The organism is Pseudomonas sp. LBUM1674 (assembly GCF_059695635.1).
Map to the genome: position 1 here is coordinate 1,261,442 of NZ_CP166779.1, position 13,578 is coordinate 1,275,019.

Annotated in this window: 12 protein-coding genes; 6 read left to right on the plus strand and 6 right to left on the minus strand. The window is 60.6% G+C overall.

Annotated elements, in window-relative coordinates; genetic code table 11:
- Nucleotides 1–305: 305 nt before the first annotated feature.
- From emhC to ACA067_RS05825, 3 genes are read right to left on the minus strand one after another with little or no spacing between them, the layout of a single operon-like run.
- Nucleotides 306–1,766: an efflux RND transporter outer membrane subunit EmhC gene (gene emhC, locus ACA067_RS05815; protein WP_497460963.1), complete on the minus strand. Its 1,461-nt coding sequence runs from the start codon at nt 1,764–1,766 to the stop codon at nt 306–308.
- The gene (gene emhB, locus ACA067_RS05820; protein ID WP_497460964.1) at nt 1,766–4,927 is read right to left on the minus strand and encodes an efflux RND transporter permease subunit EmhB; all 3,162 of its coding nucleotides are present in this window, start codon (nt 4,925–4,927) and stop codon (nt 1,766–1,768) included. Before emhB ends, emhC begins: the two co-directional genes overlap by 1 nt.
- Before the next feature lie 3 nt (nt 4,928–4,930).
- The gene (locus ACA067_RS05825; protein ID WP_497460965.1) at nt 4,931–6,088 is read right to left on the minus strand and encodes an efflux RND transporter periplasmic adaptor subunit; all 1,158 of its coding nucleotides are present in this window, start codon (nt 6,086–6,088) and stop codon (nt 4,931–4,933) included.
- 264 nt (nt 6,089–6,352) lie between these two features.
- Here ACA067_RS05825 and emhR point away from each other — a divergent pair, with 264 nt between their 5' ends.
- Nucleotides 6,353–6,985: an efflux system transcriptional repressor EmhR gene (gene emhR, locus ACA067_RS05830; RefSeq protein WP_497460966.1), complete on the plus strand. Its 633-nt coding sequence runs from the start codon at nt 6,353–6,355 to the stop codon at nt 6,983–6,985.
- A 249-nt stretch (nt 6,986–7,234) separates the two neighbouring features.
- Here the strand turns inward: emhR and ACA067_RS05835 are convergent, their stop codons facing one another.
- Nucleotides 7,235–7,720, minus strand: coding sequence for a GNAT family N-acetyltransferase (locus ACA067_RS05835; RefSeq protein ID WP_497460967.1), 486 nt, complete (start codon nt 7,718–7,720; stop codon nt 7,235–7,237).
- 140 nt (nt 7,721–7,860) lie between these two features.
- On the opposite strand from ACA067_RS05835, the gene ACA067_RS05840 reads away from it, so the two are divergent.
- From ACA067_RS05840 to ACA067_RS05850, 3 genes are all read left to right on the plus strand, one after another.
- A complete protein-coding gene (locus ACA067_RS05840) occupies nt 7,861–8,286 on the plus strand; it encodes a YybH family protein (RefSeq protein ID WP_150746132.1) in 426 nt (141 codons plus the stop codon).
- A gap of 99 nt (nt 8,287–8,385) precedes the next feature.
- A complete protein-coding gene (locus ACA067_RS05845) occupies nt 8,386–8,730 on the plus strand; it encodes a YciI family protein (RefSeq protein WP_497460968.1) in 345 nt (114 codons plus the stop codon).
- Between the two features lie 102 nt (nt 8,731–8,832).
- On the plus strand, nt 8,833–10,068 hold the full coding sequence (locus tag ACA067_RS05850) for an RNA polymerase sigma factor (protein WP_497460969.1): 1,236 nt from the start codon (nt 8,833–8,835) through the stop codon (nt 10,066–10,068).
- Between the two features lie 216 nt (nt 10,069–10,284).
- Here the strand turns inward: ACA067_RS05850 and ACA067_RS05855 are convergent, their stop codons facing one another.
- Nucleotides 10,285–11,139, minus strand: a complete 855-nt coding sequence (locus ACA067_RS05855; RefSeq protein WP_497460970.1) for a LysR family transcriptional regulator — start codon at nt 11,137–11,139, stop codon at nt 10,285–10,287.
- Between the two features lie 89 nt (nt 11,140–11,228).
- Here ACA067_RS05855 and ACA067_RS05860 point away from each other — a divergent pair, with 89 nt between their 5' ends.
- Nucleotides 11,229–11,666: a multidrug/biocide efflux PACE transporter gene (locus ACA067_RS05860; RefSeq protein ID WP_497460971.1), complete on the plus strand. Its 438-nt coding sequence runs from the start codon at nt 11,229–11,231 to the stop codon at nt 11,664–11,666.
- Nucleotides 11,667–11,787: 121 nt separating this feature from the next.
- Here the strand turns inward: ACA067_RS05860 and ACA067_RS05865 are convergent, their stop codons facing one another.
- Nucleotides 11,788–12,546 (minus strand): SDR family NAD(P)-dependent oxidoreductase, encoded by a 759-nt coding sequence (locus ACA067_RS05865; protein WP_497460972.1) that lies wholly within the window; start codon nt 12,544–12,546, stop codon nt 11,788–11,790.
- Nucleotides 12,547–12,666: 120 nt separating this feature from the next.
- Here ACA067_RS05865 and ACA067_RS05870 point away from each other — a divergent pair, with 120 nt between their 5' ends.
- Complete coding sequence (locus tag ACA067_RS05870) at nt 12,667–13,563, plus strand: LysR family transcriptional regulator (protein WP_497460973.1); 897 nt, start codon at nt 12,667–12,669, stop codon at nt 13,561–13,563.
- The last annotated feature ends 15 nt before the right edge of the window (nt 13,564–13,578 follow it).

Genomic DNA, 13,578 nt, shown 5'->3' on the forward strand with positions numbered 1-13,578 from the left:
AACCTGTTGTTATTGGTTTTGTGTGGCGAATGGTGCGGTGAATGGACTAGATAGTTCAATCAGACTAAACAGGTTTTGGGCGATAATCGAACGCAAGATTGGTTTATGATTTTATGTTGTTTGCACTGGCCCCATCGCGAGCAAGCTCGCTCCCACAGGTTCAGCGGGGTTCACCACTTGTGTGTACAGCTCGGACACTGTGGGAGCGAGCTTGCTCGCGATGGGGCCAGTAGGGCCAACACCACTTTCCCCGCAGGCAACAAAAAGCCCACCAAAAGGTGGGCTTCAAGTTTTTTACCCCGAGATCAGAACAACTTCATCTTCGGCGCTTCTTCTTTCTGCGGCTCGACCTTCGCGGTCTGCTCGTTCCAGCCCCCCCCCAGTGCCTTGTACAGATTCACCGCACTGGCCAGCTGCGCCAAACGGTCGGTGATCAGCGCCTGTTGGGCACTGAACAGCTGACGCTGGGCATCAAGGAAGGTCAGGTTGCTGTCGACCCCAATGCGATAACGACGCTCGGCCAGACGGTAGTAGTCCTGGTTGGCGGTGACGAAATCACGCTGGGCCTGCAACTGCTCGGTGTAGGTCTGGCGCGCGGCCAGGCCGTCGGCGACTTCCTGGAAGGCCGTTTGAATGGACTTCTCGTAGTTCGCCACGCCGATGTCTTTCTGGATTTTCGAGTAATCCAGGCTGGCGCGCAGGCTGCCGGCGTTGAAGATCGGCAGGTTGATCTGCGGCTGGAACAACCAGGTGCCCGAGCCGCCCTTGAACAGGCCGGACAGGTCCGGGCTCAGGGAGCCGGCATTGGCCGTCAGGCTGATGCTCGGGAAGAACGCAGCCCGTGCCGCACCGATGTTGGCGTTGGCGGCCTTGAGGTTGTATTCGGCCTGGAGGATGTCCGGACGACGTTGCAGCAAGTCTGACGGCAGGCCGGGCGGAACCTCGCTCAACAGATCGTCGGACAGCGGCTTGGCGGTTTGCAGATTGGCCGGGATACCGGTGCCGAGCAGCAGCACCAAGCCGTTTTCATCCTGCGCCACCTGACGGGTGTACCGGGCCAGTTGCGCCCGGGCGTTTTCCACCGAGGTACGCGACTGGGCCAGGTCCAGGGCCGACGCCACACCGACTTCGTTGCTGCGCGCGGTGAGCTTCAGGCTCTCCTCGAACGCACCGAGGGTGTCCTGGGTCAGTTTGCGCAGCTCTTTGTCGGCCTGCCAGGTCAGGTAGGCATTGGCCACGTTGGCCACCAGACTGATCTGCGTGCTGCGGCGGCCTTCTTCAGTGGCGAAGTATTGCTGCAGGGCTTCTTCGCTCAGGCTGCGAACCCGACCGAACAGGTCGAGTTCATAAGCACTGATGCCGACCGTGGCCGAGTAGGAGCTGGTGATGCCCGCTTCGCCAGTCTGCGAGGCCCGTGCCGGGACCCGTTGACGGCTGCCGGTGCCATTGGCCGACACCGCCGGGAACAGATCCGCACGCTGGATGCGGTACTGCGCCGCGAAGGCGTCGATGTTCAACGCCGCGACCCGCAGGTCCCGGTTGTTTTCCAGGGCGACCTGGATCAGCTGTTGCAGCGCCGGGTCATGGAAAAACTGCTTCCAGCCCTGTTCGGCGGCGGCCTGGGCCGGCGCCTGGGCCGGCGAGTACGCCGGGCCCTGCGGATACTGGCCTGCCACCGGCGCGTCCGGCCGCTGATAATCCGGTATCAGTGAGCAACCGCTCAGCACGAGGGCGGCGATTGCGATGGAGAGTAGCGACTTGCTCATTAGCCAGCCTCTTTAGAAGGTTCAAGAGCGTCATCCTGGTCAGCGGTCTTGCGCTGCCCCATGGCCGACACAGTGACGAAAAACAGTGGGACCCAGAAGATCGCCAGGATCGTGGCCGTGAGCATACCGCCAATTACCCCGGTACCGATCGCATGTTGGCTACCGGAACCTGCGCCCGTGGAAATGGCCAGTGGTACCACACCGAGGACGAAGGCGAGCGAGGTCATGATGATCGGTCGCAAACGCATCCGGCAGGCTTCGATCGCTGCATCGCGCAGGCTACGCCCTTGTTCATGCAGTTCCTTGGCGAATTCGACGATCAGGATGGCGTTTTTCGCCGCCAGACCGATGGTCGTCAACAGGCCCACCTGGAAGTACACGTCGTTGGACAGGCCGCGCAGGCTGGTCGCCATCAGCGCCCCGATGATGCCCAGCGGCACCACCAGCATCACCGCGATCGGGATCGACCAGCTTTCATACAAGGCTGCCAGACACAGGAACACCATCAGCAGCGACAACGCGTACAGCGCTGGCGCCTGCGAGCCGGACAGACGTTCCTCGTACGACAGGCCGGTCCAGGAAATACCGACACCGGCCGGCAGTTTCTTGGCCAGGGCTTCGACTTCGGCCATGGCTTCACCGGTGGAATAACCGGGCGCCGGAGCACCGAGGATTTCCATCGCTTCCACGCCGTTGTAACGCGACAGCTTCGGTGCACCGTAGATCCACTCACCCTTGGCGAAGGCCGAGAACGGCACCATGGTCCCGGCGCTGTTGCGCACATACCATTTCTTCATGTCTTCAGGGCTCATGCGTGCACCTGGCTGGCCTTGCACGTAAACCTTCTTCACCCGACCGCGGTCGATGAAGTCGTTCACATAGCTACTGCCCAGGGCAATCGACAGGGTGTTGTTGATGTCGCTGAGGGTCACGCCCAGGGCGCTGGCCTTCTCGTCGTCGATTTCCAGCTGATATTGCGGCTCGTCGTTCAGGCCGTTGGGACGCACTTGCGAGAGAACCTTGCTTTGCGCCGCCATGCCGAGGAACTGGTTGCGCGCTTCCATCAGCTTGTCGTGACCGATACCGGCGCGGTCCTGGAGGAACACGTCGAAACCGGTGGCGTTACCCAGTTCCAGTACCGCCGGTGGTGCGAAAGCAAACACCATGGCATCACGGAAGGTGAAGAAGTGCTGCTGGGCCCGTGCCGCCAGCTTGAACACGCTGTTGTCGGCGTTACGCTCGCCCCAGGGTTTCAGCATGATGAACGCCATACCCGAGCTCTGGCCACGACCGGCGAAGTTGAAGCCGGTCACGGTAAACACCGAGGCCACCGCATCGCCTTCACCGCCGTCCTTGCTCGGACGCAGCAGGAACTCACGCATCTCGTCCACCACCACCTGCGTGCGCTCGGCGGTGGAACCTGCCGGGGTTTGCACCTGGGCAAACAATACGCCCTGGTCTTCTTCCGGCAGGAACGCCGTTGGAATGCGGGTGAACAGCCAGATCATGCCGACCAGGATGACGAGGTAGGCCAGCAGGTACGGCGCCTTGTTCGAGAGCATATTGCCCACGCCACGCTCGTAGCTTCTGACGCCACGGTCGAAGTTGCGGTTGAACCAGCCGAAGAAGCCGCGTTTCGGCGTGCCGTGCTCGCCTTTGGGAATCGGCTTGAGCATGGTGGCGCACAGTGCCGGGGTGAAGATCAGCGCGACCAGTACCGACAGGGCCATGGCCGAGACGATGGTGATCGAGAACTGCTTGTAGATCACACCGGTGGAGCCGCTGAAGAACGCCATCGGCAGCAGTACCGCCGACAGTACCAGTGCGATGCCGACCAGTGCACCCTGGATCTGCCCCATGGATTTCTTTGTGGCCTCCTTGGGGGACAGGCCTTCTTCGCTCATGACCCGTTCGACGTTTTCCACCACGACGATGGCGTCGTCCACCAGCAAGCCGATGGCCAGCACCATGCCGAACATGGTCAGGGTGTTGATGCTGAAACCAAATGCCGCGAGGATCCCGAAGGTACCCAGCAAAACCACCGGGACAGTCATCGTGGTGATGACCGTGGCGCGGAAGTTCTGCAGGAACAGGAACATCACCAGGAACACCAGCACGACCGCTTCGACCAGGGTTTCAACCACGCCCTTGATCGACTCGGTCACCACCGGCGTGGTGTCGTACGGGAACACCACTTCCATGCCTTGCGGGAAGAACGGCTTGAGGGTTTCGATGGTCTTGCGCAGGGCTTTTGCCGTATCGAGGGCGTTGGCACCGTTGGCCAGTTTCACCGCCAGACCGGAGGCCGGGCTGCCGTTGAACTGGGCGCTGATCGCATAGTTCTCACCACCCAGGCCGACATCCGCGACGTCGCCGACGCGCACTTGCGAGCCGTCCTTGTTGACCTTGAGCAGGATCGCCTTGAACTGCTCGGCAGTCTGCAGACGGGTCTTGCCGATGATCGTCGCGTTCAGTTGTTGGCCGGCGACGGCAGGCAAACCGCCGAGTTGACCGGACGACACCTGGACGTTCTGCGCCGCGATGGCGGTTTTCACGTCCACCGGGGTCAGGTTGTAGTTGTTGAGCTTGGCCGGGTCGAGCCAGATCCGCATCGCGTACTGGGCACCGAAGACCTGGAAGTCACCGACACCGGCGGTCCGCGAGATCGGATCCTGCATGTTCGACACGATGTAGTTGGACAGGTCGTCCTTGGTCATGCTGCCGTCACGCGACACCACGCCGATCACCATCAGGAAGTTTTTCACTGCCTTGGTCACGCGGATCCCCTGTTGCTGCACTTCTTGCGGCAGCAGCGGGGTGGCCAGGTTCAGCTTGTTCTGGACCTGAACCTGCGCGGTATCGGAGTTGGTGCCCTGCTCGAAGGTCGCGGTAATGGTCATGCTGCCGTCGGAGTTACTTTCCGAGGAGACATAACGCAGGTTATCGATACCGTTGAGCTGTTGTTCGATCACCTGCACCACGGTGTCCTGCACGGTTTGTGCGGACGCGCCCGGGTAGGTCACCTGGATCGCAATGGCCGGAGGCGCAATGCTCGGGTATTGGTTGATCGGAAGTTTGAGGATCGAGAGTGCCCCGACCAGCATGATCACCAGGGCGATTACCCAGGCGAAAATCGGACGGTCGATAAAAAATCTGGACATGGTTTACTCCCCTTTGCCGCTGGCAGCCTTGTCAGCTACCTGTGCGGGGGCCGGGTTCTTTGCGCCAACGTTAGTCGCTTCACTGGCTTTGACTTCAATGCCAGGTTTGACGTATTGCAGCCCTTCGGTGATCAGTCGATCGCCGGCCTTCAGACCGTCTTCGATCAGCCATTGGCTGCCCACAGTGCGGCTGGCCTTGAGCTGACGCAGTTCGACCTTGTTGTCCGGGCCGACGACCAGCGCGGTCGGGGTGCCTTTGAGGTCGCGAGTCACGCCCTGTTGCGGCGCGAGGATCGCCGCGCTATTCACGCCGGACTGCAACTGGGCGTGAACGAACATGCCTGGCAGCAGGGTGTGATCAGGGTTCGGGAACACTGCACGCAGGGTCACGGAACCGGTGGTCTGGTCAACCGAAACTTCGGAGAACTCGAGCTTGCCCGGTTGTTTGTACTCGCTGCCGTCTTCGAGGGTCAGCTTGACCGCTGCGGCGGTGTCGCCAGCCTTTTGCAGGCGGCCGCTTTCGAGTTCGCGGCGCAGCTCGAGCAGCTCGACCGACGACTGAGTCACGTCGACGTAGATCGGGTCGAGTTGCTGGATCACGGCCATGGCGTCGGCCTGGCCGTTGGTCACCAGCGCGCCTTCGGTTACCGAAGAACGCCCGATACGGCCAGAGATCGGCGCGTACACCTTGGTGTAGCGCACATTGATCTGGGCGCTTTGCATGGTTGCTTCCGATTGCAGCCGGTTGGCCAGGGCCGTGTCGTATTCCTGGCGGCTGACGGCCTGCTCCTTGACCAATTGCTGGTAGCGATCCGAGATCGACTTGGTCTGCTGCAGGTTGGCCTGGGCGCTTTTCAGGGTGGCCTCATAAACGGCCGGATCGATCTGATACAGCTGCTGGCCGGCCTTGACGTCGCCGCCTTCCTTGAACAGGCGCTTGAGAATGATGCCGTTGACCTGAGGGCGAACTTCGGCGACGCGGAACGCGCTGGTGCGGCCCGGAAGCTCGGACGTCAGGGTGAAGGCTTGTGATTGCAGGGTTACGACGCCGACCTGAGGGGGCGGTGCTGCAGGCGCGGCCTCTTCCTTTTTGCATCCGCTAAGCAGTGTTGCCAGGGCGACGGCGGTGACCAGAGTGGTAACGGCTGGCTTGAATTGCATGAAAATCCTCGGGTCAGGCGCGCAAATTGCGCACAAGAAAGGTGGAAGGGTAAAAATTGTGCGCTGAGTGGATAAGTAGCTTGCTAAGTAATATACTTACGTTCATGGTTGTTTGTAAATAGCGTGGCCCTGTACCCATAACGTTACAAAAATTGTTCAAAGGTTCGAATTGTAGGCCGGGGACGACGCCTGAGAGCGCTCGCCCCACTTTTATTCAGCTGATATTCAGACATCGCTGAAGCATCCTGATTGAGGTTGTACTGCATGGTCCGTCGTACCAAAGAGGAAGCTCAAGAAACCCGTAGCCAGATACTCGAAGCGGCCGAAAAAGCCTTTTTCGAGCGGGGCGTGGCGCGCACGACACTGGCGGAAATCGCGACCCTGGCCGGCGTCACGCGCGGGGCCATCTATTGGCATTTCAGCAACAAGGCCGCCGTGGTGCAGGCCATGCTCGACTCCTTGCATGAGCCGCTGGATGAAATGGCCAAGGCCAGCGAAAGCGCAGATGAACCCGACCCGCTGGGCTGCATGCGCAAGCTGCTGATTCATTTGTTTCATCAGGTTGCGCTGGACCCGAAAACCCGACGCCTCAATGAGATTCTGTTTCATAAGTGCGAATTCACCGATGAAATGTGCGACCTGCGCCAGCAGCGCCGCGCGGCCAGTCTCGATTGCAATGTGCGGATCGCCCTGGCCCTGAGTAATGCAGTGAATCGGGGACAGTTGCCGGAAAACCTCGACACCGCCCGTGCCGCCATCAGCCTGCATGCCTACATCGATGGCATCCTGTACCAGTGGCTGTTGGCACCCGACAGTTTTCAACTGCACGCCGAAGCCGAGCGTTGGGCCGATACAGGGTTGGATATGCTGCGCTTGAGCCCGAGTCTGTGCAAATAAAACTAAATGAATAAATGAGTCCGGTTCTGACAATGCTTGGCAGGGGGAAGCGTCGTTCCTTGCCCGCGTTGTCGCAACGGGATGCTTTTATATACGCAGGCTCGCCCGGTTGACAGGTAGCGGGCTAAGTATTTTGTAGGGAATTTGTGTTGAGTGTGTGAATGAGCGTGACGTCGGCGTGATCGGCGTTGCGCTCATTTGCATCTGTGGCAGTGCAGTTGCCTGGATCCAGCGCCAGCACGGAACACATCAGAAGATCAGCCCCATTCGCCGCTCGTAACCGATCCGGCCCTTGTAGGCCTCGCCGCTGTCGACCCAGCCGAATTTTGCGTAAAGCGCGATGGCCGACACGTTGTCGGCATCCACTGACAATTCCAGCCCCTTTATTTCCGGCCAGGCCTGGCGCGCCACCTCGGGCAAGGCTCGCAGGCAAGCCTTGCCATAGCCTTTGCCCTGAGCGCGGTGATCCACTTGCAATGCATGCAGGGTCGCGCTGTGTTCGTTGGCCCAGGCGGGTAGCACCGGCGGGCGTTTTAGCAGCAGAAAGGCGACGGGAATATCCTCGGCCAGCAAGGCAAATCCCTTGACGCCGGGGCCGGGCCTGGACAACAGGGTGTGCAACGCACCGTGGATGTCGCCGGAGAACTTGATTTGTTCTTTGTGAACTTCAATGGCCTCGACCTGCCGGCGCTGGAGCGCGTTGAGGCTTTCGTAAGGCACGAGTCTGGCTGTCACTGGAGTATCCTTTTTCCATCACCGAGATGTTTCGAATTCTAACGAGTTTGTGCCGATGGATTATTTTTATTTCGGTTGTCGATTTGGCGTTTTGCCAGACGACAAAGGGTGTCTTCACACAAAAACCACGGAGAACCACCATGAACGCGACACACGAGATCCAGACCCTGATCGACACCTATCGTCAGGCGGTCATCGCCAAGGATGTCGAGAAAATCATGGCCCTGTATGCCGACGACATCGTCTCCTACGACGCCGTCAAGGCCCTGCAATTCCGGGGCAAGGCCGCCTACCGCGCGCATTGGCTGGAGTGCATGGAAATGTGCCAGGGCGCGCACACGTTTGACTTCGACCAGATGAACATCGTGGCGGACGAGCACATCGCCTTCGCCCATTGGCTGGCCCATTGCGGTGGCACCAATGACAAGGGTGAAACCCAGGCCTGCTGGATGCGCGTGACCGCCTGTTATCGGCGCGAGGCCGGACAATGGCGCATCGTCCACGAACACTGGTCAGCCCCGTTCGACATGATGAGCGGCACTGCGCTGTTCAACCTGGAACCTTGATCGTCGGGCGGTTGATCGGGAAACAGCGTCCAAACGCCAATCTGCAGCCATAGTTGATCAGTTCGATTAGGGCAGAGCCTCAAGAAACGGAGAGCGTCCATGAAATATCTATGCCTGGTCTACAGCAACGAGCTCGAGTTGCATTCGCTGCCCGACAGCCCGAAAGACGCCGAATGCATGGCCTACGCCGAGTCAATCCAGGGCAGTGGCCGGATGCTCGCGGCCGAAGCGCTGGAGTCGGTGCAGACCGCGACCACCGTGCGCATGCGCAACGGGAAAATGTCGATCACCGACGGCCCGTTCGCCGAAACCAAGGAGCAGTTGGCCGGCTTCTACCTGATCGATGCCAAGGACCTCAATGAAGCCCTCCAGGTCGCCGGCAACATCCCGGCGGCCCGGGTGGGCTGTGTCGAGGTGCGCCCCGTTCGCCAGTTGAACCCCTGAACCACAATCAAAGACAGGAGATCTGCATGAGCCCGCAACCTTGTAAAAAGCAGCCTGCCGAATTCGAGTCAGTGACGCGGGTGCCGAAGGCCTGCCGGACTGATGCCTGACGTCGCGGTGACGGCTCGGGTCGAGCAGGTCTACCGTGAAGACTCGCGGCGGATTCTGGCGACTCTGATCCGCTTGCTCGGCGATTTCGATCTTGCCGAAGAGGCCCTGCATGAGGCGTTTTTCGTCGCGGTCGAGCGCTGGCAGCGTGACGGTGTGCCGGACAATCCGCGGGCCTGGCTGGTGTCCACCGGGCGCTTCAAGGCCATTGATGTGTTGCGTCGGCGCGCGCGCTTCAACGCGTCTCGGCCGCTGTTGATCGCGCAACTGGAGGCGCTGGAGCAGGCCGACTGGAGTGACGAAGACGTGGAAGACGACCGCCTGCGCCTGATCTTTACCTGCTGTCACCCGGCACTGGCGCCGGACGCCCAGGTGCCATTGACCCTGCGGGAAGTCTGCGACCTGACCACCGAAGAAATCGCCCGGGCCTTCCTCTCGGCACCGACCACCATTGCCCAGCGCATCGTGCGGGCCAAAGCGAAAATCCGTGACGCGAAAATCCCCTATCAAGTGCCGACCCTGGCCGAATTGCCCGAACGTCTGGACAGCGTGCTGCGCGTGATTTATCTGGTATTCAACGAAGGTTACTCGGCGTCCATCGGCGCCGAATTGACCCGAGAAGATTTGACCCGCGAAGCGATACGGCTCGGCCGGTTGCTGGTCGAGTTGCTGCCGGAGCCGGAGGTGATGGGCCTGCTGGCGTTGATGCTGTTGCACGAGTCGCGGCGCCTGGCCAGGACCTCGGCCAGTGGCGAGCTGATTGTGCTGGATGAGCAGGATCGTGCGTTGTGGGATGCCGGGATGATCGCCGAAGGTTGCGCGCTGGTGGAGCGGGCATTGACGACCCGGCGTTTCGGGCCTTATAGCCTGCAGGCGGCGATCGCGGCGGTGCATGCCGAAGCGCCGAGGGCGGGGGAGACGGACTGGCCGCAGATTGTCGGTTTGTATGACGTGCTGTTGCAGGCCATGCCTTCACCGGTGATCGAGCTGAACCGGGCCGCGGCGTTGGCCAAGCGGGATGGACCGTTGGCGGGGTTGACCTTGATTGAAGGGATTCTGCAGCGCGGTGAGCTGCTGGATTACCACTTGGCGCATTCGGCGCGGGCGGAGTTTTGTCGGCAGTTGGGGCGGGTGGATGAGGCGCGGGCGGCATATGAGCGGGCGCTTGAGTTGACGCAGCAGGTGCCGGAGCGGCGGTTTATCGAGGGGCGGCTAAAGAGGTTGGAGTGATGTGATCTCTCGGGCCCCATCGCGGGCAAGCCCGCACACAGTTGATCGGGTTCTGCCTGGAGAATGTGGTCCAATGTGGGAGTGATGTGATCTTGCGGGCCTCTTCGCGGGCAAGTCGAATTGTCGCACCGCCGCTCCCACAGGTTCGAGTCGATCATATAATCACGATTCGACTCGAACCTGTGGGAGCGGGCTTGCCCGCGATGGGTGGCGCCGCTATTCCAGCATCTTGCCGATCAACCAACTCCCCGCCGGGCCCGGCGGATTCAACCGCGACCACAGCGCGTCCACCGACACGGTCTTTGGCCAACCACGCACGTGAATCTCCTGCAACGACCCCGCGCCAAAGCGTTCCACCAACCACCGGGGCAACGGCGCCCAGCCGAATCCACCCTGGGCCATTTCCAGCAGCATCAGGTAGCTCGGCGCCGACCAGACGCGCCCCTTCGCCCGGCTTTCATAGGGATTGACGATGGTCGCCAGCCGCAGTTCGCGATGCTGTTGCAGCACATCCTGATCCACCTTTGCCAAAGCCGCCAACGGATGTCCGGGGGCTACGAACAGTGCGATTTCCGTGCGTTCGTCCACCGTCGAACTGGCCAGGTCCGGTGGGTAGCTGTCTTGCCGCTCGGCGAAGGCGACATGGGCGCGACCGCTTTGCACCAGCGCCACCAGGTCATCGCACTCGGCAATCAGGCATTCGAGTTCCAGGTCCGGATAACGCTGTTCAAAGGTACTCAGTGCTGCTTCGAATCGGTCGGACTGGTAGGTGTCGGACAGCGCCACCGTCAGTTTCGCCTCGACCCCTCGGGACAATTGGCTGGCGGTCATTTCCAGGCGGCTGGTGGCCGCCAGAATCGCCTCGGCCCGCTGTAATACCACGTGCCCGGCCGGCGTCAGGCCGGGCTTGCGACTACTGCGATCGAATAAGGTCAGGTTCAGGTCGATCTCCAGGCTGGCCACTGCCGCGCTGATGGTCGACTGACTGCGGCCAAGCTTGCGCGCCGCCGCGGAAAACGAGCCTTGCGTCGCCGCCTGGACGAAGGCCAGCAACACTTCGTGAGAGGCCATGAACTATCGCCTTGATCGATGGTTATTGGTTATGAAGTATCGGTGCGATAGCGGACTATGGCAACCACAGTCACTCAGGGAGTCTGGCCATGAACGCCAACAAATCCATCACTGAACGTATTTTCCAGGCCATTGGTTTTGAACTGCTGGCGGTGCTGATCTGCACCCCGTTGCTCGCCTGGGTCATGGACAAACCGATGCTGGAAATGGGCGTGGCGACCCTGGCTATCGCTGCATTGGCCCTCGCCTGGAACGTGGTCTTCAACGGCTTGTTCGATCGCGCGCTCAAACGTCTCACCCTTGTGCGTAACGCCTGGGTTCGCGTCGTGCATGCATTGCTGTTTGAAGGCGGACTGGTTGCCGTCGGCGTGCCGCTGATTGCCTGGTGGCTCAATATCAGCCTGTGGCAGGCATTCCTGCTGGACATCGGTGTGTTGCTGTTTTTCCTGCCGTATACCTATGTTTATCACTGGGCGTATGACGTGGTGCGTGAGCGGATGGTATTGCGCACCTCTTACGATGGATAAAAGCAAAGATCGCAGCCTGCGGCAGCTCCAACAGGGATCGAGTACATCCGCATAATTGTGGTTGTACCCGGTCCATGTAGGAGCTGCCGCAGGCTGCGATCTTTTGATCTTGGCGGTCTATTTACAAAAACATCCCCCCCGAAGCCTCGATACGCTGCCCGTTGATCCACTGGCCACCCGGCGCCATCAATAACGCAATGGCCGCGCCGATGTCGTCCGGCTGACCGACGCGACCCAGCGCGGTATTACTGGCGACCAGTGTGTTCACCTGCGCGTTGTCGCGCACCGTGCCGCCGCCGAAATCGGTTTCGATAGCGCCAGGTGCCAAGGTATTCACTGCAATATTACGTGCCCCCAGCTCCTTGGCCTGGTAGCGCGTCAGCACTTCCATGGCGCCCTTCATGGCCGCGTAGGCGCCGTAGCCCGGCATGCTGAAGCGGGTCAGGCCGCTGGAAACATTGAGAATGCGTCCACCATCAGCCAGCAGCGGCAGCAGATTCTGCGTCAGAAAAAACGGTCCCTTCAGATGGATGTTCATCAGCAAATCGAACTGGGCGACGGTAGTGTCGACGAAATTTGCATTCACGCCGATGCCAGCGTTGTTGATCAAAAAGTCGAAGTGCTCTCGATCGAAATGGTTTTGCAGCACATCGGCGACCTGTGTGGCGAAGGCCGCGAAGCCTTCACTCTGGCCAACGTCGAGTTGCAGCATGGCGGCGCGACCGCCGAGGCTTTCGATGTGCGCCACCAGTGCTTGCGCCTCTTCGGCGCGGCTGTTGAACGTGCCGATGATGTCGACGCCCTGGGCTGCCAGATGCAGCGCTGCGTTTTTGCCAAGGCCACGGCTGGCGCCGGTGATCAATGCGATTTTACGGTTCATGGGACTTCCTCAAGCGCGGTGAGTGATGGTGTGAAGGAAGTTTATTTATCCGCCCTGCAATGATAAACAGAGCTAAATCGGAATCACTGGTCGGTTAATCCGAACAATAGAGGGCGAGCCATGAACAAGCTGGAACTGCTGCGCACCTTTGTGCGTGTCAGCGAGATGTCGAGTTTTACCCTTGCCGGTGAAAGTCTGGGCCTGCCAAGGTCGACGGTCTCCGACCACATCCAGGCCCTCGAAACGCTGTTGGGCACGCGCTTGCTGCAACGCACCACGCGCAAGGTTCAGGCGACCCAGGACGGCATCGTGTTGTACGAGCGCAGCAAGGACTTGTTGTCGCACATGGACGAAATCGAAGGGCTGTTTCGCCAGGATGCGGCGGCGCTCACCGGTCGGATCCGTATCGATATGCCGAATATTCTGGCTCGTCGCGTCGTGATGCCGCGCCTGCCCGAATTCATGGCGCAGCATCCCAATCTGGAGCTGGAAATCAGCAGCACTGACCGCCGGGTCGATTTGCTCGGCGAAGGTTTTGATTGCGTGGTGCGGGTCGGCGCGCAGCCGGATCAATCGGTGGTCGCCCGACACTTGTGCGACTTTGTCATGGTCAACTGCGCCAGCCCGGCTTATCTGCAACGCTATGGTGTGCCTGAGCGAATCGAAGACCTGGCGCACCATCGGCTGGTGCATTACGTCGGTGTGCTGGGTTCGCGCTCGGAAGGTTTTGTGTACGAGGTGGACGGGCAGTCGCATCAAGTGCCGATGGCGGGCAGCGTCACGGTCAACAGCACAGATTGTTACGAGTCGGCATGCCTGGGTGGTTTCGGTTTGATCCAGGCGCCGCGGGCGGGCATGACGCCGCACCTGCGCAGTGGTGAGCTGGTGGCGGTGTTGCCGCAGTTCAACGCGCCATCCCTGGGGGTTTCACTGTTGCACGCCCGGCAACGGCATTTGCCGTTGCGGGTCAGGGTGTTCATGGACTGGCTGGGGCAGGTGATCCGGGCAACCACGTGAACAACAACACATCAC

Bases quoted from the DNA above. Each gene is read 5' to 3' on its own strand.
- ACA067_RS05860 (WP_497460971.1), top strand. From the start codon at position 11,229: ATGAACGCCAACAAATCCATCACTGAACGTATTTTCCAGGCCATTGGT.
- ACA067_RS05850 (WP_497460969.1), top strand. From the start codon at position 8,833: ATGCCTGACGTCGCGGTGACGGCTCGGGTCGAGCAGGTCTACCGTGAA.
- emhR (WP_497460966.1), top strand. From the start codon at position 6,353: ATGGTCCGTCGTACCAAAGAGGAAGCTCAAGAAACCCGTAGCCAGATA.
- ACA067_RS05825 (WP_497460965.1), bottom strand. From the start codon at position 6,088: ATGCAATTCAAGCCAGCCGTTACCACTCTGGTCACCGCCGTCGCCCTG.
- emhC (WP_497460963.1), bottom strand. From the start codon at position 1,766: ATGAGCAAGTCGCTACTCTCCATCGCAATCGCCGCCCTCGTGCTGAGC.
- ACA067_RS05855 (WP_497460970.1), bottom strand. From the start codon at position 11,139: ATGGCCTCTCACGAAGTGTTGCTGGCCTTCGTCCAGGCGGCGACGCAA.
- ACA067_RS05865 (WP_497460972.1), bottom strand. From the start codon at position 12,546: ATGAACCGTAAAATCGCATTGATCACCGGCGCCAGCCGTGGCCTTGGC.
- ACA067_RS05870 (WP_497460973.1), top strand. From the start codon at position 12,667: ATGAACAAGCTGGAACTGCTGCGCACCTTTGTGCGTGTCAGCGAGATG.
- emhB (WP_497460964.1), bottom strand. From the start codon at position 4,927: ATGTCCAGATTTTTTATCGACCGTCCGATTTTCGCCTGGGTAATCGCC.
- ACA067_RS05840 (WP_150746132.1), top strand. From the start codon at position 7,861: ATGAACGCGACACACGAGATCCAGACCCTGATCGACACCTATCGTCAG.
- ACA067_RS05845 (WP_497460968.1), top strand. From the start codon at position 8,386: ATGAAATATCTATGCCTGGTCTACAGCAACGAGCTCGAGTTGCATTCG.